Source organism: Rahnella sp. JUb53 (assembly GCF_004346065.1).
Taxonomy (GTDB): Bacteria; Pseudomonadota; Gammaproteobacteria; order Enterobacterales; family Enterobacteriaceae; genus Rahnella; species Rahnella variigena.
On the sequence record NZ_SLYT01000005.1, the window covers coordinates 311490 to 329576 of the forward strand.

The following is an 18087-nucleotide window of genomic DNA, read 5'->3' on the forward strand; positions in this document are numbered from 1 at the left end:
TTAATAGGAAACTTTATTTTGTTATCATTAATCAGTATTAGAAAAATGGTCCAGGGCCATCTTTATGTTATTGCCTTTTCATTTATCCTTCTTGCGGGATTAAGTTTAAAAATATCGGATATCTCTCGCAGTAATTTTCAGGATATTACCAACTTAAACAGCCGGGTGAAGTTATTAGATCAGGCCATGTATAAGTTAATGCTGATGCGCGGTAATTTTCTTTTTCTTAAGGCCGCGTCTTTATCGAATGAACAGGTATCAGATGAGTGGGCTACCGCCATTAATGCCCATAACAGTAATATCCGTCGCAGCATTGATCAGTGGGTAAAAGAGAAAAATACTGACGCCTACACGCAGGAGTTATCAGACAAGGCTGGTGCGCTGTTTATGCAGATCACCGATACCTACATGACGTTCTTCAAAGATATTCATGGCAGTGCCGCGGTGATTGATAAGACCGATGATTTGATCACCGAGCTTGAAACCGTCACCGGCAGTTATTACACCGTAGCCGATAAGCTCACTACTCAGTACAAAGAGAGAGCCGATTTTTTACATGACCTGTTATGGATAACAATCGCCATTGTCGTGGTGTTGTTTGTGATTTTGTATGTCTCACTTTCGCGCTATATCACCCGCATGGTGATCAGCCGTTTGTCCGAAGCTTCCGCGATCTTCTCGGCAATCAGTCAGGGAGAGCTGGCGAGTCAGGTGCCGGATTATGGCCGTAATGAAATGGGTAAACTGTTCAGCAGCATTGAAGAAATGCGCGCTTCGCTGGTGAATATCATTTCCGGCGTGAAGGGGGTGGCGGTCAACCTGCGCCATAATGCCGTTGAAATTGCCCATGGTAACCAGGATTTGTCTTCGCGAACTGAAGAACAGGCCAGCGCCCTGCAACAGACTGCGGCCAGTATGGAAGAGATCAAAACCACGGTCGAAAACAATACGGCACATGCCCGTGAGGCCAATCATCTTGCTAACGAAGCAAAACAGATGGCCGACAGCGGTTCACAAATCATGGTCGATGTGGTCCGCTCAATGGGCACGATTGCCAGCCATGCCACGCAGATTTCGAACATTATCAAAGTGATCGACGGCATTGCCAGCCAGACCAACATTCTTGCCCTGAACGCGGCGGTGGAAGCCGCACGTGCCGGTGAGCAGGGGCGTGGATTTGCTGTTGTGGCAACCGAAGTGCGTAATCTGGCGCAACGCAGCGCCGATGCCGCCAAAGAAATCCGCGGGCTGATTGAACATTCAGTTCAGGATACCGAAGCGGGCAGTAAACGCGTCGATACGGCCAAAGATACGATTAGCGATATTGTTGAAATTGTCAGTAAAGTCAGCAACATCATGCAGGATATCACTCAGGCTTCTGAAGAACAGAACATGGGGATTCAGCAGGTGGCAGTGGCGATTAACCAGATGGATGTGGTGACCCAGCAAAATGCGGCGTTAGTTGAGGAATCAGCGGCGATAACGGTGATGATGGATGAACGCACCGGTGAGCTGGAAAGTATGGTGTCGGTTTTCCATACTGAAACAGAACGCCAGGAAGCCTGAACCCGGAACGTTAATTAAATAACGTCTGTAAGTACTGAGAGATACTATTAAAGGGTGGCAGCGTATTCTGTCGCCCTTTTTTATTGCTGATGTTTTTTATTAAGCTTATTTACTGTTGTGATCTAACCGGCAATAAAAAATCCCCCCGGTCCGTGAAGACCGGGGGGATTTGATACTGACTACACTATGACTGACTCGCGTATTACAAACTGACTTAGCGCAGCAGAGACAGTACGTTCTGCGGAACCTGGTTAGCCTGTGCCAGTACGCTCACGCCTGCGGACTGCAGGATGTTCGCACGGCTCATGTTAGACACTTCAGATGCGAAGTCAGCATCGAGGATACGTGAACGGGATTCAGACAGGTTGTTCACGGTGCTGTTCAGGTTGCTGATAACAGAATCGAAACGGTTCTGTACCGCACCCAGACCGGAGCGCAGTTCATCAACCTTTGCCAGTGCATCGTCAATCGCTTTCAGCTGACCAACGCCTGCCAGTTGATCGGCAGTCGCAGCAGCACCTTTAGAGAAGGACACGGTATCAGCCGCGCCGCCAGACCCTGCGCTGAAGGTTGCGTCCATGGTGACAGCCACATCCGCGCCGGTAGAGTCTTTACCCACAGCGACGTAAACAGTGTTGCCGCTGCCGTCTTTGGTGGAGTAGATTTCGCCGGTGCCGCCTGAGCCAAAGGCTTCAGTTTTCATGTTATCCATATCAGTCTGGCTCAGAACCGCATTGGCTGCAGTACCGGAAGCATCACCGCTGACTTTAGAACCGACGCTCAGTTTGGTGGAGACTTTAGTGGCGTCGAAACCATCCATGCCTAAGGTGGTGGAGTTCATTTTGCTCAGGTTGATTTCGATGGTCTGACCGTCGTCAGAACCGACCTGAATGTTCAGGGTCTGATCTGAGCTCAGGACTTTCACGCCGTTGAAATCAGTCTGTTCAGAGATACGGTTGATTTCAGCCAGACGCGCGTCGATTTCGTCCTGGATGGACTTGCGGTCAGATTCTGAGTTGGTGCCGTTCTGAGACTGCAAAGCCAGACGACGGATGTTCTGCAGGTTGTCGTTGACTTCGTTCAGTGCGCCTTCGGTGGTCTGCGCAATGGAGATACCGTCGTTGGCGTTACGGGAAGCCTGCGTCAGACCGTTGATGTTAGAAGTGAAACGGTTGCTGATCGCCTGACCCGCGGCATCGTCTTTCGCGCTGTTAATACGCACGCCGGAAGATAAACGCTGAATAGCGGTACCCAGTGAAGACTGAGATTTATTCAGGTTGTTCTGTGCTACCAGGCTAAGGGAGTTGGTATTAATAACTTGTGCCATTGAGATTTCCTCGAGTATTTATAATGTAACACTGCAACTGTATTTAAATTGAGTGATGCGTTATTTCGTTCGCATACTTAAATCATCGGAGTGCCGGAAAATCTCTAAAGTCTTTTTTTAAATTAATTTTCTGGGCGGTCAGAAATTATACTTTTGTTAAAATTAAAGGTGAGGATGTTAATAACGTTTTTAGTAGAGGGATTTTTTTATTTACATCATAATCACGATAAAAGAACGCACTTTTGTCGCTAATTGTGAAGTTTGCGGATCGGAATAAGTGAAATAACCGCTGATTTCTGAAATCTATTGGGTGAAAAGAAGCAGGGAATGTTTTTATCGGGCGTTATGGTTGATGGGTAAATGACAAAGAATTAAACTTTATATTGTCTGAACCGATATCTAATAGTGAAGTTACTTTGAAATAAAATACATTCTATACAGGAGAATATAATGGCTTCCTTCTCATCATTGGGTATCGGATCCGGTCTTGACACAGCAACCATGCTTGAGCAGCTCAAGGCAGGGGAACAGACGCGTCTGAAGCCTTATACCTTGCTGCAAACGAGCTATAAATCGAAGATTTCCGCATGGGGTCAGATTTCCAGTTCTATGTCAGCGCTGCAAACCAGCGTAAAAAGTCTGTCTAACGATGCCTTTAACACCTTAACGGTCAGCTCCAATAAAGCGTTTAGCGCGACAGCCACCACCGGCGCCAATGCCGACAGCCATGAAGTCACGGTTGAACAGCTGGCGATGGCGCACAAAATCAAAACCGAAGGCGTGGACAGTGCCGACGATGCGCAAGGCGAGGCGAATAACGGTATCCGCACGGTCACCATTACGACCGGCTCCGGTGATTCAGCGAAAACCACCACGGTTGAGCTGAAGGATGATGAAACCTCACTGAACCAGATTGCCAATGCCATCAATAAACAAGACGGTGGTGTCAGCGCCAACGTGCAGCTCACCAACGACGGTTATCAGCTGGTACTGAGTTCAAAAAGCACCGGCAGCGACGGTAAAATCAGCGTTAAGGTCGAGGGCGATGACAAACTCGGCGATATGCTGAATACCTCGGCCGGCGGCCGGCCAGTTAATGGCCCCGATAACGGCGACGGCATGTATTTAGTGACCGACGCGCAGGATGCATGGCTCAAAGTTGATGGCAGCTCATATACCCGTTCATCCAACAACATCAGCGACATTATCAGCGGCGTCACCCTGCAGCTCAAAGCGGTGTCGGAAGATAATAAATCAGAACAGCTGACGATGACCCGTGATACCGGTGCCATCAAAACCAGCGTGAAAGACTTCGTTGAGAAGTACAACGCGTTGCTGAAAATGACCACCGCAGCCAGCAAATATGTCGAGAATGATACGTCAGGTCTGAAAGACGATCAGGTCGCCACGCAAAATGGTGAAAGCGGCGCACTGATGGGGGATTCCACCCTACGCGGCATGGTCAGTGAGCTGCGTACTGCGGTGAACGGCACCTACGGTTCTTCGGATGCCGACATCACCTCACTGGCGGATATCGGTATCAAAATTGATGCGGCCACCGGCCAGATGACGCTGAATGAAAGCAAAATTGATGCCGCCATTGCTGATAATCCAGACGGTATTGCCGATATGTTCATGGGACGCGGCACTAACGAAGGGATGGCCGTCAAACTCGGCACCATCATTACCAAATATGTGGGTGATCCGGAGACCAAAACTGACGGTTTGATTAAAACGTCCACTGACAGCCTGGATGAACAGGTCAAAATCATGCAGACCCAGCTGGATAAAACCCAGAAACTGATCGACGCACAGGTCGAACGTTACCGGGTTCAGTTCTCGGCGCTGGACAGCACCATGTCACAGCTGAACAGCCTGCAAAATCAGATGACCGGCCTTTTATCGAAACTCTGATGGTTTAATTTTAACGAATAATGATCTTGCAGGAGGCTTGCCCTCCTGCCGGGAGAAAGCGGAACCACCATGTATTCAAAATCGGGAAGTAAGGCTTACGCGCAGGTTGATCTGGAAAGTCAGCTGGCTGGCGCATCGCCACATGAGCTGATTACCATGTTGTATGAAGGCGCGAATAACGCCGTACTGCGCGCCAAAATCTATTTTGAGATGGGAAATATTGCCAGGCGTGGAGAAATGATCTCCCGGGCTATCAATATTATTGATAACGGATTGCGAACGTCTCTGGATCATGAAAAGGGACAACACATCGCGGAAGATTTGGAGAGGTTATATGACTATATGTCACGAACCTTGCTGGATGCTAACCGGCAAAACTCTCCGGACGGACTCACGAGTGTGAGTGAAATACTGACAAACCTTGCCACGACATGGAAGGAAATTGAACCTAAAAAAAGGCTGGAAAATTATGGGTAACACGGTATGCGAAGAGTATGAAGAGATTTATCAGTTGAACTTACATCTGCTGGAAATGGTAAAGCAGGGCAAGTGGGAAGAGTTTATCCAGCTTGCCGAAGTGTATATTACTAAACTGAATGATGTGATCAGTAATCAGCCGGAAGATATATTGCCAGATGAGAAGACGTCACTGAGCTTTATTCTGAAAAGCCTGATCGAAAGTGAAGACGAAATTGAAAAAACGCTGAAAAGCAGACTGGATGTACTGAAAAAGGAGATGTCATCTTTACATCGCGGGAAGAAGTACAGCGAGGCGTATTCATCTCAATTTACCTCCGCGTTCCATTAATCCCCGGAGAGGCTATTTTGGTTAACCAAATATAGCCTTAGCATAGCATTGAGCACCCCTCTCACCTTGCTTGCTACTCTTCGGCAAAATTGAATACTGATTATTCTTAACAGGTAATTCAATTAGCCACAGTGACTTGTTAATAATAATTAATCGTAAGCTGATTCTTCACCACATTCAGGGGCGGCAATAGCTGTCCCTGACTTTCCACCGTATAGACAAAATAAAAGGGTCCGCGCGCCGTCAGCGATGAACCCACACTTTTCTGCCCCGATAATGAATCCAGCCTGATGCACTTTTCCTGACTGCATAATTTAATCTGCAAACCCGGAGGCGGCGCAGAGAGCAGGCTGATACGCCACGAAATCCGGCTAAGGGTCGCCGCCGGCGGCAGGGTCGTGTTTAGCGGGCGACTGGTTAACGTCTGATTGCCCACGCTGACTTTCCCGCCGGCAGAATCTCCGCTCCATGAACCGCTGGCAGCCGCAGCCGCCAGCGGGAATAACAGCGTAAGCCCGGTGATCAGGGCACGAATTTTCATTCTTTGCCCCCGATGATGTAAGACATTCTGACGTTACGGTTATTGCTGATTTCCTGATTCGATAACACGGTCAGCTGCGGATAGACGCGGCGCAGGAAGCGGGACAACATGAAGCGAAGAGGCTGATTAACCAGCAATACCAGCGGCGATCCGCTGGCTTCCTGCTGGGCAATGGCTTTTTCCGTCTGCAGCATAATATTTTCTGCAATGCCCGGTTCGATGGCGCTGCCACTTTGTGTCGCCTGGGTCAGCAACCGTTCGAGATTCAGATCCAGTCCGATCACCTGCATTTCGCCATTGCCGGGGAACCATTTCTGAGTAATGGCGCGACCTAACCTGATGCGAACGTGCGCCGTCAGATCGTCAGGATCGGCAATCGTGCCAGCGAATTCCGCCAGCGTATCAATAATGGTCCGCACGTCGCGAATGGAGATCCGCTCCGACAGCAGATTTTGTAGCACTTTGTGGAACGTGGTCAGCGAAATCACGCCGGGGATCAGATCCTCAACCAGTTTCGGCATGTCTTTCGTCAGGCGATCCAGCAGTTGCTGCGTTTCCTGGCGGCCAAACAGCTCATCCGTGTGCAGGGAAATCAGGTGATTAAGGTGTGTGGCGATCACCGAACTCGGATCCACCACGGTGTAACCCAGCGCCTGAGCCCGTTCGCGCATGACTTCGTCGATCCACACCGCAGGTAAACCAAAGGCCGGATCCTGACAAGGTACACCCGGCAATTCACCTTCAGCACAACCCGGATCGATCGCCATCCAGCGTTCAGGCTGAGTTTCCCCGCGTCCGATTTCAACGCCTTTCAGCAGGATCCGGTAATCCGTCGGGGCCAGATCTAAGTTGTCGCGGATGTGAACCGGCGGTGGCAGGAATCCCATTTCCTGAGCAAATTTCTTACGGATCCCGCGAATACGGGTCAGCAGCTGACCTTTCTGTTCACTGTCTACCATCGGGATCAGGCGATATCCCACTTCCAGCCCCAGAACATCTTCATGCTGCACGTCTGCCCAGGAGGCTTCGGTGACCTGCGCCGCGTCAGCTTCGGCTTTCGCCGCCGCCTGAGCGTCTTTGCTCATCGGGCGTTTGCGGGCTGACGGATTATCGGTCTGACGTCCGCGCATCCACCAGGCCAGGGCCAGTAAGCCGCCGGTAAACAGCAGGAAGACAAAGTTAGGCATCCCCGGCACCAGCCCCAGCAAGCCGATCACACCGGCGGCCAGCACCATGACGCGTGGATTATTAAACAGCTGACCCACCATCTGCTCGCCGACGTCCTGATCGGTCGCCACGCGGGTCACGATCACACCGGCGGCGGTAGAGATCACCAGTCCGGGGATCTGCGCCACCAGACCATCACCGATGGTCAGCAGGGTGTAAGTCGCACCGGCTTCGGCGAATGACATATCGTGCTGCATCGTGCCGATCATCAGTCCGCCGATCACGTTAATGGCCATGATCAGCAACCCTGCGATGGCATCGCCGCGCACGAATTTACTGGCACCGTCCATAGATCCGTAGAAGTCGGCTTCCTGCGTCACATCGCTGCGGCGCTTTTTGGCTTCTTCCTCGCCGATGATCCCGGCATTCAGATCCGCATCGATCGCCATCTGTTTGCCCGGCATTCCGTCGAGGACAAAACGTGCGCCAACTTCGGCGATACGCCCGGCACCTTTGGTGATAACCATAAAGTTGATGATCACCAGAATGACGAACACGATGATACCGATGGCAAAATTACCGCCCACCAGAAAGTGCCCGAATGCATCGATCACCTGACCGGCCGCCCCTTCACCGGTATGCCCATACATCAGGATGATACGGGTCGACGCAATGTTCAGCGCCAGCCGCAACAGCGTGGAAAACAGCAGCACCGTCGGAAACGCGGAGAATTCAAGGGTGTTCTGCGTAAACATCGCCACCAGCAAAATCATCAGCGACAGCACGATATTGAAGGTAAACAGCAAATCCAGAATGAAAGCTGGCAGCGGCAAAATCATCATGGCCAGAATGGTCATGATCAATACCGGACCTGCCAGTATTTGCCATTGCGTCTGTTTAAAATCCGGTAAACGTAATTTGGTGGCTAAATTGGCCATCACTCATGACTCTCTTGTGCAAAATCCAGTGCAGCAGGCACCGGAAGGTTCTCAGGTTTTTTAGGAAGCGCGCCGGTGCCTTTTTTCCAGCGTCTCAGGCCGTATACCCAGGCCAGAACCTCTGCGACGGCACCGTATAATTCGGTCGGGATTTGTTCGCCAATTTCGCAATGCCGGTAAAGCGCACGCGCCAGCGGCGGGGCTTCCAGCATCGGAATATTGTGCTTAGCCGCTTCTTCACGGATGCGTAATGCAATATCGCCCGCGCCCTTGGCGAGCATCATTGGCGCGCCTGTTCCGTCCTCTTTGTAGCTGAGGGCAATGGAATAGTGGGTCGGGTTATTCACAATCACGTCAGCCTGAGGAATGTCTTCCATCATTCGCTGACGGGCAGCGGCGCGTTGCAGCTGTTTGATACGCCCTTTAACGTGCGGATCGCCTTCCTGCTGTTTAAATTCATCACGTATTTCCTGACGGCTCATGCGTAACTTTTTCAGGTTACTCATGATCTGATGGAATACGTCATAACCCACCAGCGGGATCAGGGCCAGGATCACCACCAGCAGACAGCCGGACACCAGCGATCGCATATCCTTCAGCCCGATCGCGACCGGTTCATAAATCAGCTGGATCATGTGGGATTTTGCGCTCATCAGGTAAACCCCGGCTGCACATCCCACCAGGGTGACTTTCAGAAGGCTTTTCAGTAATTCCGACACCACCTGTGTGGAAAACATGCGTTTGAGTCCTGATAAAGGATTCAAACGCTTGAGATCCATTTTTAATGATTTTCCGCTGATATTCAGACCGCCCAGTAACAGCGGCGAGGCCAGACCGGTGAAAAACAGCCCGACTAAAATGGGCAGCACGGAAAATACCGCCATGCTGAATAACTCACCGGCGCGCAGAAGCATCAGTCTGGAATCGAGCATCACCAGACGGTCAAAGGTCAGCCCGTTGTGCAACAGCAAGCTGAGCTTTCCGGCCAGATGCGAGCCACCGAGCATGATCAGCATCCAGCCCACCAGCAGCATCAGTAAAGATGTCAGCTCTTTCGACCGCGGAACCTGCCCCTCTTCGCGGGCTTTCGATATCCTGGTGGGTGTGGGTTCCTCTGTTTTTTCTACATCACTTTCTTCAGACATAAGAGCAGCCCGTGAAGTGACCGCGCAGGGCGGAATGCAGAGAAGAAGAGAGGAGGAAACAGAACCGCATGATGTTTAGAATCCCAGCGAATCGAGCAGGTCATCGACCTGATCTTGCGAGGCAACAATGCCTGCCACGGACTGGTTGATCTGCGGCCCGTTTTTCAGGCTGTCTTCCGGCTCGCTGGTGGACGCAGGCATCATGCCCGGCATGTTTTCTACCAGAACCTGAATCAGCTCCTGCTCAACGTTTTCGATGAGCTTCATCATGTTCTGGATCACCTGACCGGTCAGATCCTGAAAGTCCTGAGCCATCATGATTTGCATGAGCTGTTCATTGGTCTGGCGGGCAATCACCGGCGTTTCATCGAGAAAGGCGCGTGTGTCTGCGACCAGTTCCCGCGCCATTGACAGCTCAACCGGATTTTCAAACCAGGTATCCCAGCGTTGTTTCAGGCCGGAGGATTGTTCGCTCAGGGAATCCTGAAGCGGGCGCGCAATTTCCACGCAAGTTAATGCGCGGTCGGCTGCCTGCGAGGTTTTCCCCACGACATAATTCAGACGCTCCCGGGTATCGGGGATCGCTTCCGCCACATCCATAATGGCGCGATCCAGACCCAGATTAGCCACACTGTCGCGCAGGAGACGGGTGAGCTGACCAATGCGGGAAAAAATGTCTTTGAAGTTTTTTGCTGACGCCTGGTTTGTTGTTGTATTCATCCTCTGATTACCATCCCAGTTTTTCGAAGATTTTATTGAGTTTCTCTTCCAGCGTTGCCGCGGTGAAAGGCTTCACCACATACCCGTTCGCGCCAGCCTGTGCCGCCGCAATGATATTTTCCTTTTTCGCTTCAGCGGTCACCATCAGCACCGGAATCGCTTTCAGTGAATCGTCTTTACGCATTTCCGAAAGCAGTTGCAGGCCGTCCAGGTTTGGCATATTCCAGTCACTGATGACGAAGTCGAAGGTCGAGGCGCGCAGTTTAGTCAGCGCATCCTGACCGTCTTCGGCCTCTTCAACATTCTTAAATCCCAAATCCTGAAGCAGGTTGCGGACAATGCGGCGCATGGTGGCGAAATCATCGATAACCAAAAAGCGCAAATTTTTATCTGCCATTTACTCGTCCTTAAAGGGTGAAAATTGTGGAAATACAAAACGGTAGAAAAACAAAAGACACCCGATAGCAGGTGCCATAACAGGTGTTAAATTCGCCGGGCCTGACCCACCACCCCGTTGAGGATGTGCTGCGTCATGTCATGTAAATCAGTCACCTCACACGCCGCGCCCAGCCCGATTGCCTCGCGCGGCATACCAAAGACCACGCAGGTTTTCTCGCTTTGTGCCAGGGTATGCGCGCCGGAGTTGCGCATCTCCAGTAATCCGTGGGCACCGTCACTGCCCATGCCGGTCAGGATTGCGCCGACTGCATTTTTGCCGGCAGAATTGGCGACTGACCGGAAAAGCACATCGACGGAAGGGCGGTGGCGGTTAACCGCCGGAGCCTGATTCAGTTTGATGTGGTAATTCGCGCCGCTGCGGATCAGTTCCATGTGCCGGTCGCCGGGCGCAATATAGGCATGACCCGGCAGAACGCGGTCGCCGTCCTCACCTTCTTTCACCGAAATCTGGCACAAGTTGTCGAGGCGTTCTGCAAAAGAACGCGTGAAGCCGGGCGGCATATGCTGAGCAATCACGATGCCCGGACTGGTCATCGGCATCGGAAGTAACACCTGACGCAAGGCTTCGGTACCGCCGGTGGAGGAGCCAATCGCAATGATTTTTTCACTGCCGACCAGCGGGCTGGAAATCACCGCAGTGACGTTGGGATGACGGTCCCGGCGGCAGACCAGCACCCGGGAAGCCATGCGGATTTTTTCTGCAATAATTTCCGCATATTGCATCATGCCGTCTTTCAGCCCCATCTCAGGCTTGGTGACAAAATCCAGAGCCCCCAGTTCCAGAGCACTCAGTGTTATTTCCGATCCCCGGCTGGTCAGCGAGGACACCATGATCACCGGCATAGGGCGCAGACGCATCAGGCGTTCCAGAAAGTCCAGACCGTCCATCCGTGGCATTTCCACGTCCAGCGTCAGAACGTCCGGATTAAATCGCTTGATCAAATCCCGGGCAATGATGGGATCCGGTGCTGTGGCCACCATTTCCATATCAGACTGATGATTCACAATGTCACTCATAATGGTGCGAATGAGTGCCGAATCATCAACACAAAGTACTCGTATCTTTTTCATTATTTCTCCCGTGCCAGGGAATACACTGACTGACCACGCAGGCGGAAAGGACCATTCTTACTGTTAAAATGTTCAGAATGGCCGGCGAACAAAATGCCTCCCGGTTTGAGCATGGTGGCGAAGCGTTTCATCAGTTGCTCCTGCGTTTTCTGATCAAAATAGATCATCACGTTACGGCAGAAGATGGCGTCAAACGGCGCCGGAACATCCCAGTTCGGGCTCAGCAAATTAAGGTGCTGGTAACGGATACTGGCCAGTAATTCTTTTCTGACTTTCACCAGATTTTCCTGATCGCCGTTGCCGCGCAGGAAATAATTTCGCTTCTGTTCAGCGGTTAAACTGTCGAGATCGGACAGGCGATACACCGCATTCGTGGCTTTCTGTAATACTTCTGTGTCGATATCCGTTGCCCAGACTCGCGGTCCTGCCACAGGACGCCCCAACGTTTCATCCAGCGTCATGGCGATGGAACAAGGCTCTTCACCGGTCGATGCTGCGGTACACCACACGGTGTAATTTGGCCGGTTGCGCGCATGTTCTGCCAGAATAGGGAAGTGATAAGACTCCCTGAAAAATGACGTCAGGTTGGTGGTCAGCGCATTAATAAATAGCTGCCATTCCGGGCTGTTCTGATTGGATTCCAGGCGACTCACATAATCAGCAAAACGGGTTAATTTCAGTTCACGTAGCCTGCGGGACAAACGGTTATAGACCATGTCTCGCTTCTGGCTATTTAATACAATCCCTGCGCGTTGATAGATAAGCTCTGCAATCTTTTGCAAATCTTTATCGGAGAGTTCTTCCTGAAGTCGCATATTTCAATTGTTCAACTGTTACTGATGGAATTTAATTCCCAAAGGGATAATAACTGACATATCTGCCTGCATATTCCCCAATTGATAAGGAAGGTGATGATCTCCTGTAGGTTGGTACGGCAGATATTGACAGCGAAGAAATAAAAAATGATCAGCCGGCCATATTGAACATATTTCTTAAAAGAGGTTTTTTTCCGATACTGTTATGTCATCAGATAACACGTCTTTTAAACAGACATACTCATGACTTCCTGATAAGCACTGACCATTTTATTTCGCACCTGGATACCCAGATTAAGTGCCACAGACGATTTCTGCATGGATATCATGACATCGTTCAGCCCGATGTCGGTCGCACCGGTCATGTAGTCCTGCGCCTGTGTCTTGGCGGTGTTCTGCACCTGGCTGATATTGTTAATACTGTCGAATAAAATGTCTGAAAATTGTAATTTTTTCTCAACATTTTTATTATCAGAAATGAACGGTGTTTTTTGTGTGGCCGACGTTTGCTGTGCCTGGAAGCTAATTTGATCCAGAACGCCTTTCATCGATTGAATAGACATCAGAAATTCCTTTATATCGGCTTAATAAGCTCGCCGTTATTCTCTCTGTGGGTTTTTAATAACTGCAGCGTAACATAAGGTCATGTAAATAAAATAATGCGAATAGCTGACAGAAGTTTCAGCTTATTGATGTTTAAAAAAAACGCAATTAGAAGATAATACGCGACTGGAAATCTGTCTGTGTATTTACTGCTTCGCTTTCTCTTATCCGTATCCGGAGTGCTGATTCGCAACAATACGCCTGCATTGCGTCATTTATTTTTTTACAGGACTACGGCATGAATGCCACAACAAACGGTATTAAAAACAAAAGTACAGCTAATCTGATGGCAGCATTAGAACGTTTACGTTCGAGTCCTAAAATTATATTGCTCATCAGCGCGTCTGCGGCAATTTCAATCATTATTGCCCTGATCTTCTGGGCGAAATCGCCAGATTATCGCGTCCTGTACAGCAATATCAGCGATCAGGACGGCGGCGCTATCGTGGCGCAATTAACGCAAATGAATGTGCCTTACCGCTTTCAGGAACGCGGCGGGGCGATCATGGTACCTGAGGATAAAGTTCACGAAGCACGGCTGACCCTCGCCCAGCTCGGTTTGCCGAAGGGCGGCGCCGTGGGTTTCGAATTGCTCGATCAGGAAAAATTTGGCATCAGCCAGTTCAGTGAGCAGGTTAACTACCAGCGTGCGCTGGAGGGGGAACTTGCCCGCACCATTGAAACGCTCGGCACGGTACAGAATGCCCGCGTGCATCTGGCTATGCCAAAACCTTCTATGTTTGTCCGCGAACAGAAGCCACCTTCTGCGGCGGTCACCGTGACGCTGAAGAACGGACGCACGCTGGATTCCGGGCAGGTGAATGCGATCACGTATCTGATTTCCAGCGCGGTGCCGGGGCTGAATGCCGATAACGTCACCATCGTCGATCAGAGCGGACGGCTGCTGACCCAAAGTGGCGGTCAGGCGATGCAGACGACGCAGCTCAAATACACCAGCGAAGTGGAAGCGGATTACCAGCAGCGTATCCAGACGATCCTCGCCACGATTGTCGGGCGCAATAACGTTAAGGCGCAGGTGACTGCACAGATTGATTTCACTCAGCACGAACAAACCGCCGAGCAATACCAGCCCAATTCATCGCCGGACAAAATGGCGATCCGCAGCCGCCAGACCAGTGATGCCGAACAGGGCAGCAAAAATGGCGTCGGTGGTGTGCCGGGGGCGCTGAGCAATCAGCCACCTGTGCCGGCGACCGCGCCCATTACCCAGCCGCCGGTAGCGAATCAACCTGCGCAGGGGGCCAATGCGGCAAACAACAACGCCACTCAGGCGGCAGGCACGGCTGAAACGACAGTGGCTACGCCGATGCCGTTTAACAACCGCAAAGACAACACCACTAACTATGAGCTCGACCGCACGCTGACGCACATCAAGCGCAGTACCGGCAGCATCGAACGGCTTTCTGTTGCCGTGGTCGTCAACTATCTGCCGGGTAAAGACGGCACGCCGGTGGCGTTAACGCCGGAGCAACTGGAGCAGGTGAATGCGCTGGTGAAAGAGACGATGGGGTATTCCGCCGCACGTGGCGACACCATCAACATTGTGAACTCGCCATTTACCCCGGTGGAAGAAGAACCGGCACCGCCGTTCTGGAAACAGGAAGGCTTCATCAATCTGCTGATGTCTGCCGCCCGTTATCTGCTGATTGCCCTCGTGGCCTGGTTCCTGTGGCGTAAAGCCGTGCAGCCTGCCTGGCTGCGTAATCAGGAACTGGTGTTGCAACGGCTGGAGCTTGAGAAACAGGCACGTCAGGAAGAACTGGATGCCAGCGCACGCCGTGCAGAAAGCGGCGCGAGAGCCAAGGCCGAGCAGCGCGTTGAAACGGAACTTAATACCCAGAGCCTGCGCGAACTGGCACAGCAGGAGCCACGGGTTATTGCACTGGTCATTCGCCAGTGGATGAATAAGGAGATGAAGTCCTGATGAATGCCTCAGATAAAAGTGCGATCGTCATGCTGACGCTCGGTGACGGGCTGGCGGCCGAGGTGTTCAAACACCTCAACACCCATGAAGTCAAACTGATCAGTAGTTCAATGGTCAATATGGGCGGCTTCACTCATGAGCAACTGGCCGAAGTTCTGAAGGAATTCCAGCGGGATTCCAGTGAATACGCGGCACTGAGCGTGAATACCAATGAGTATCTGCGCAGTGTGCTGGTGAAGGCGCTGGGCGAAGAGCGTGCCTCAAGCCTGCTCGAGGACTTGCTGGATAGCCAGCAGGGCACCAACGGTATCGAGACGCTCAACTTTATGGAGCCGCAGACCGTCTTCGACCTGATCCGCGACGAACACCCGCAGATTATTGCCACCATTCTGGTTCACCTCAAACGCGGTCAGGCTGCGGATGTGCTGAGTAAATTCGATGACCGCGAACGTAACGACATTATGTTGCGTATCGCTACCTTCGGCGGTGTTCAGCCTGCTGCCTTGCAGGAACTGACCGAAGTGCTCAACGGTCTGCTGCACGGTCAGAATCTCAAACGCAGCAAAATGGGCGGTGTACGTCCTGCGGCGGAAATTCTCAACCTGATGAAATCTCAGCAGGAAGAGGCGGCTATCGAAGCCGTTCGCGAGTTCGATCAGGAACTGGCGCAGAAGATTATCGACGAGATGTTCCTGTTCGAAAATCTGGTGGAAATCGAAGACCGCAGCATTCAGCGCATCCTGCAGGAAATCGAAAACGAATCACTTATCGTTGCCCTCAAAGGTGCCGAAGGGCCGCTGCGTGAGAAGTTCTTCCGCAATATGTCCCGTCGCCAGGCTGACATCATGAAAGAGGATCTGGGTTCACGTGGCCCGATCCGTATGTCTCAGGTGGAAGCCGAGCAGAAGAGCATTTTGCTGATTGTCCGCCGTCTGGCAGAGACCGGCGAAGTGGTGATTGGAGGAAGCGAAGATGCCTACGTCTGATCGCGAAAAGCAGCCTGACTGGCAGGTCTGGAAGCCGCAGAACCTGCTGGACGATTTCAGCCAGCCTGAACATGACATTATTGATACGCCGGGAACCTATCAGTCTGATGAATTATTGCAGGCCGAGTTATCCCGCATCCGCCAGCAGGCCGAACAAAAAGGCTTTGCGCAAGGGCAGGCTCGTGGTGTGGAAGAAGGTAAAAAACAGGGGCACGAGGCGGGATTTGCTCAGGGTCACAAAGAAGGTTTCGAACAGGGTCTGGCTGAGGCCGGCGCGCAGCAGCGTGAAACCGGCGAGCATTTTGCCCGGCTGCTGGAGGAGTTCAAAATTGCCCTCAGCAACCTCGACAGCGTGATCCCGTCGCGTCTGGTGCAGTTGTCGCTGACGGCGGCACGCTCCATTCTGGGCAAAAATATCACCTGTGATAACGACGTCCTGCTGGAGAAAATTCAGCAGCTGTTACAGCAGGAAACGCTGTTCAAGGGCACCGCGATTCTGTGGGTCAATCCTGATGATCTGGCGCTGGTTCAGGATAACGTTGGTAAATCACTGGCGTCGATGGGCTGGGATATCCGTGGCGACGCGCAGATCTTGCCGGGCGGATGCCGGATCACGTCGGAAGAAGGCGAGTTCGATGCGACCATGAATACCCGCTGGCAGGAACTGTGCGAGCTGAGTCGTGAGGATTATCTGGCATGACGATGCGTCTCGCAAAATGGCTGGAGGCTATCGACAGAAAAGAGAAGCTGATGACCTCGCTGCCGCCTTTTCGCCAGTACGGCAAACTAACCCGCGCCACCGGACTGGTGATGGAAGCCGTCGGGCTGAAACTGCCCATCGGCACATTGTGCATCGTGGAACGTCATTCCCGCGAAGGCGTGGATAAAGTCGAAAGCGAAGTGGTCGGCTTTAACGGCCAGATTTTGTATCTGATGCCGCTGGAAAATGTCGATGGCATTTTACCGGGCGCACGGGTTTATGCGCTTGAAAGCGGGGAAGGAGCCAGCAAAGGCAAGCAATTGCCGCTGGGGAGAGAACTGCTGGGGCGCGTGCTGGATGCCAGCGCCCGTCCGCTCGATGGCCTGCCGCCGCCGGTCACGGCACAACACGGCCCGCTGTTTACGCCACCGGTGAATCCGCTGTTACGTGACCCGATTAAAAATGTGCTGGACGTCGGCGTCCGTGCGATTAACGGCCTGCTGACCGTCGGTCGTGGTCAGCGTATGGGGCTGTTTGCCGGTTCCGGCGTCGGGAAAAGTGTGCTGCTGGGCATGATGGCCCGCTACACCAAAGCCGATGTGATTGTCGTCGGCCTGATTGGTGAACGTGGCCGCGAAGTGAAAGACTTCATCGAAAATATTCTCGGCGAAGAAGGGCGCAAGCGTTCTGTTGTGATTGCCGCCCCGGCGGACGTTTCACCGATCCTGCGTATGCAGGGCGCGGTCTATGCCACGCGTATCGCCGAAGATTTTCGCGACAACGGGCTGGATGTCCTGCTGATCATGGATTCCCTGACCCGCTATGCGATGGCGCAGCGTGAGATCGCGCTGGCCATCGGTGAACCTCCGGCGACCAAAGGGTATCCGCCTTCTGTGTTTGCGAAATTACCGGCACTGGTTGAACGTGCGGGGAATGGCGTGAAAGAAGGGGGGTCGATCACCGCGTTTTACACCGTTCTGACGGAAGGCGACGATCAGCAGGATCCGATCGCCGACTCCGCCCGTGCGATCCTCGACGGACACATTGTGCTGTCGCGTCGTCTGGCTGAATCCGGCCACTATCCGGCCATTGATATTGAAGCCTCCATCAGCCGTGCGATGACCGAGCTTATCGAGCCGGTACATTACAAAAAAGTCCAAAACTTCAAGCAGTTGCTTTCCTCATATCAGCGTAACCGTGACCTGGTCAGCGTCGGGGCTTACGCGGCGGGCAGCGATCCGCTGCTGGATAAAGCCATTCGCCTGTACCCGCAGATGGAAGCCTATTTACAGCAGGCGATCTACGAGAGCAGCGGTTATCAGGAAGCGGGCGACAAGCTTGATGCCATTTTTTCAGACCAACCCAAAGCCTGAGGTGACTAA

Annotated in this window: 17 protein-coding genes; 8 read left to right on the top strand and 9 right to left on the bottom strand. The window is 52.2% G+C overall.

Annotated features, from left to right (window positions below; all coding sequences use genetic code 11):
- Positions 1-186: 186 nt before the first annotated feature.
- Positions 187-1566, top strand: a complete 1380-nt coding sequence (locus tag EC840_RS14490; RefSeq protein ID WP_243701069.1) for a methyl-accepting chemotaxis protein — start codon at positions 187-189, stop codon at positions 1564-1566.
- Positions 1567-1780: 214 nt separating this feature from the next.
- Here the strand turns inward: EC840_RS14490 and EC840_RS14495 are convergent, their stop codons facing one another.
- Entirely contained in the window at positions 1781-2893 is a 1113-nt protein-coding gene (locus EC840_RS14495; protein ID WP_132965851.1) for a FliC/FljB family flagellin, read from the bottom strand.
- 450 nt (positions 2894-3343) lie between these two features.
- Here EC840_RS14495 and fliD point away from each other — a divergent pair, with 450 nt between their 5' ends.
- From fliD to EC840_RS14510, 3 genes are all read left to right on the top strand, one after another.
- Entirely contained in the window at positions 3344-4807 is a 1464-nt protein-coding gene (gene fliD / locus EC840_RS14500) for a flagellar filament capping protein FliD (RefSeq protein ID WP_132965853.1), read from the top strand.
- A gap of 69 nt (positions 4808-4876) precedes the next feature.
- Positions 4877-5284 (top strand): flagellar export chaperone FliS, encoded by a 408-nt coding sequence (fliS, locus tag EC840_RS14505; protein WP_112287681.1) that lies wholly within the window; start codon positions 4877-4879, stop codon positions 5282-5284.
- The gene (locus EC840_RS14510) at positions 5277-5615 is read left to right on the top strand and encodes a flagellar protein FliT (RefSeq protein WP_232829827.1); all 339 of its coding nucleotides are present in this window, start codon (positions 5277-5279) and stop codon (positions 5613-5615) included. The genes fliS and EC840_RS14510 overlap by 8 nt, the downstream gene beginning before the upstream one ends.
- Positions 5616-5754: 139 nt before the next feature.
- Here EC840_RS14510 and EC840_RS14515 read toward each other — a convergent pair whose 3' ends face one another.
- The 8 genes from EC840_RS14515 to fliE form a co-directional block, all read right to left on the bottom strand.
- The gene (locus tag EC840_RS14515) at positions 5755-6156 is read right to left on the bottom strand and encodes a flagellar protein FlhE (RefSeq protein WP_112287680.1); all 402 of its coding nucleotides are present in this window, start codon (positions 6154-6156) and stop codon (positions 5755-5757) included.
- Positions 6153-8261, bottom strand: a complete 2109-nt coding sequence (flhA, locus tag EC840_RS14520; protein WP_132965919.1) for a flagellar biosynthesis protein FlhA — start codon at positions 8259-8261, stop codon at positions 6153-6155. The genes EC840_RS14515 and flhA overlap by 4 nt, the downstream gene beginning before the upstream one ends.
- The gene (gene flhB / locus EC840_RS14525) at positions 8261-9406 is read right to left on the bottom strand and encodes a flagellar biosynthesis protein FlhB (RefSeq protein WP_112287678.1); all 1146 of its coding nucleotides are present in this window, start codon (positions 9404-9406) and stop codon (positions 8261-8263) included. Before flhB ends, flhA begins: the two co-directional genes overlap by 1 nt.
- 75 nt (positions 9407-9481) lie before the next feature.
- On the bottom strand, positions 9482-10126 hold the full coding sequence (gene cheZ, locus EC840_RS14530; RefSeq protein ID WP_112287677.1) for a protein phosphatase CheZ: 645 nt from the start codon (positions 10124-10126) through the stop codon (positions 9482-9484).
- Positions 10127-10133: 7 nt separating this feature from the next.
- Positions 10134-10523, bottom strand: a complete 390-nt coding sequence (gene cheY, locus EC840_RS14535) for a chemotaxis response regulator CheY (RefSeq protein ID WP_113878042.1) — start codon at positions 10521-10523, stop codon at positions 10134-10136.
- An 86-nt stretch (positions 10524-10609) separates the two neighbouring features.
- On the bottom strand, positions 10610-11656 hold the full coding sequence (locus tag EC840_RS14540) for a chemotaxis response regulator protein-glutamate methylesterase (protein WP_112287675.1): 1047 nt from the start codon (positions 11654-11656) through the stop codon (positions 10610-10612).
- Positions 11656-12471 carry a CheR family methyltransferase gene (locus tag EC840_RS14545; protein WP_113878044.1) on the bottom strand — a complete coding sequence of 272 codons (816 nt, stop codon included), beginning with the start codon at positions 12469-12471 and terminating at the stop codon, positions 11656-11658. The genes EC840_RS14540 and EC840_RS14545 overlap by 1 nt, the downstream gene beginning before the upstream one ends.
- Before the next feature lie 227 nt (positions 12472-12698).
- A complete protein-coding gene (fliE, locus tag EC840_RS14550; RefSeq protein ID WP_112287673.1) occupies positions 12699-13034 on the bottom strand; it encodes a flagellar hook-basal body complex protein FliE in 336 nt (111 codons plus the stop codon).
- A 278-nt stretch (positions 13035-13312) separates the two neighbouring features.
- On the opposite strand from fliE, the gene fliF reads away from it, so the two are divergent.
- Genes fliF through fliI form a run of 4 tightly spaced genes read left to right on the top strand, consistent with a single transcriptional unit; the run spans position 13313 to position 18078 of the window.
- Positions 13313-15019, top strand: coding sequence for a flagellar basal-body MS-ring/collar protein FliF (gene fliF / locus EC840_RS14555; protein WP_132965855.1), 1707 nt, complete (start codon positions 13313-13315; stop codon positions 15017-15019).
- Positions 15019-16005, top strand: coding sequence for a flagellar motor switch protein FliG (gene fliG / locus EC840_RS14560; protein WP_112287671.1), 987 nt, complete (start codon positions 15019-15021; stop codon positions 16003-16005). Before fliF ends, fliG begins: the two co-directional genes overlap by 1 nt.
- Positions 15992-16705, top strand: coding sequence for a flagellar assembly protein FliH (locus EC840_RS14565; RefSeq protein WP_132965857.1), 714 nt, complete (start codon positions 15992-15994; stop codon positions 16703-16705). The genes fliG and EC840_RS14565 overlap by 14 nt, the downstream gene beginning before the upstream one ends.
- Entirely contained in the window at positions 16702-18078 is a 1377-nt protein-coding gene (gene fliI / locus EC840_RS14570) for a flagellar protein export ATPase FliI (RefSeq protein WP_113878046.1), read from the top strand. The genes EC840_RS14565 and fliI overlap by 4 nt, the downstream gene beginning before the upstream one ends.
- Positions 18079-18087 lie beyond the last annotated feature (9 nt).

Bases quoted from the DNA above. Each gene is read 5' to 3' on its own strand.
- EC840_RS14490 (WP_243701069.1), top strand. From the start codon at position 187: ATGTATAAGTTAATGCTGATGCGCGGTAATTTTCTTTTTCTTAAGGCC.
- EC840_RS14495 (WP_132965851.1), bottom strand. From the start codon at position 2,893: ATGGCACAAGTTATTAATACCAACTCCCTTAGCCTGGTAGCACAGAAC.
- fliD (WP_132965853.1), top strand. From the start codon at position 3,344: ATGGCTTCCTTCTCATCATTGGGTATCGGATCCGGTCTTGACACAGCA.
- fliS (WP_112287681.1), top strand. From the start codon at position 4,877: ATGTATTCAAAATCGGGAAGTAAGGCTTACGCGCAGGTTGATCTGGAA.
- EC840_RS14510 (WP_232829827.1), top strand. From the start codon at position 5,277: ATGGGTAACACGGTATGCGAAGAGTATGAAGAGATTTATCAGTTGAAC.
- EC840_RS14515 (WP_112287680.1), bottom strand. From the start codon at position 6,156: ATGAAAATTCGTGCCCTGATCACCGGGCTTACGCTGTTATTCCCGCTG.
- flhA (WP_132965919.1), bottom strand. From the start codon at position 8,261: ATGGCCAATTTAGCCACCAAATTACGTTTACCGGATTTTAAACAGACG.
- flhB (WP_112287678.1), bottom strand. From the start codon at position 9,406: ATGTCTGAAGAAAGTGATGTAGAAAAAACAGAGGAACCCACACCCACC.
- cheZ (WP_112287677.1), bottom strand. From the start codon at position 10,126: ATGAATACAACAACAAACCAGGCGTCAGCAAAAAACTTCAAAGACATT.
- cheY (WP_113878042.1), bottom strand. From the start codon at position 10,523: ATGGCAGATAAAAATTTGCGCTTTTTGGTTATCGATGATTTCGCCACC.
- EC840_RS14540 (WP_112287675.1), bottom strand. From the start codon at position 11,656: ATGAAAAAGATACGAGTACTTTGTGTTGATGATTCGGCACTCATTCGC.
- EC840_RS14545 (WP_113878044.1), bottom strand. From the start codon at position 12,471: ATGCGACTTCAGGAAGAACTCTCCGATAAAGATTTGCAAAAGATTGCA.
- fliE (WP_112287673.1), bottom strand. From the start codon at position 13,034: ATGTCTATTCAATCGATGAAAGGCGTTCTGGATCAAATTAGCTTCCAG.
- fliF (WP_132965855.1), top strand. From the start codon at position 13,313: ATGAATGCCACAACAAACGGTATTAAAAACAAAAGTACAGCTAATCTG.
- fliG (WP_112287671.1), top strand. From the start codon at position 15,019: ATGAATGCCTCAGATAAAAGTGCGATCGTCATGCTGACGCTCGGTGAC.
- EC840_RS14565 (WP_132965857.1), top strand. From the start codon at position 15,992: ATGCCTACGTCTGATCGCGAAAAGCAGCCTGACTGGCAGGTCTGGAAG.
- fliI (WP_113878046.1), top strand. From the start codon at position 16,702: ATGACGATGCGTCTCGCAAAATGGCTGGAGGCTATCGACAGAAAAGAG.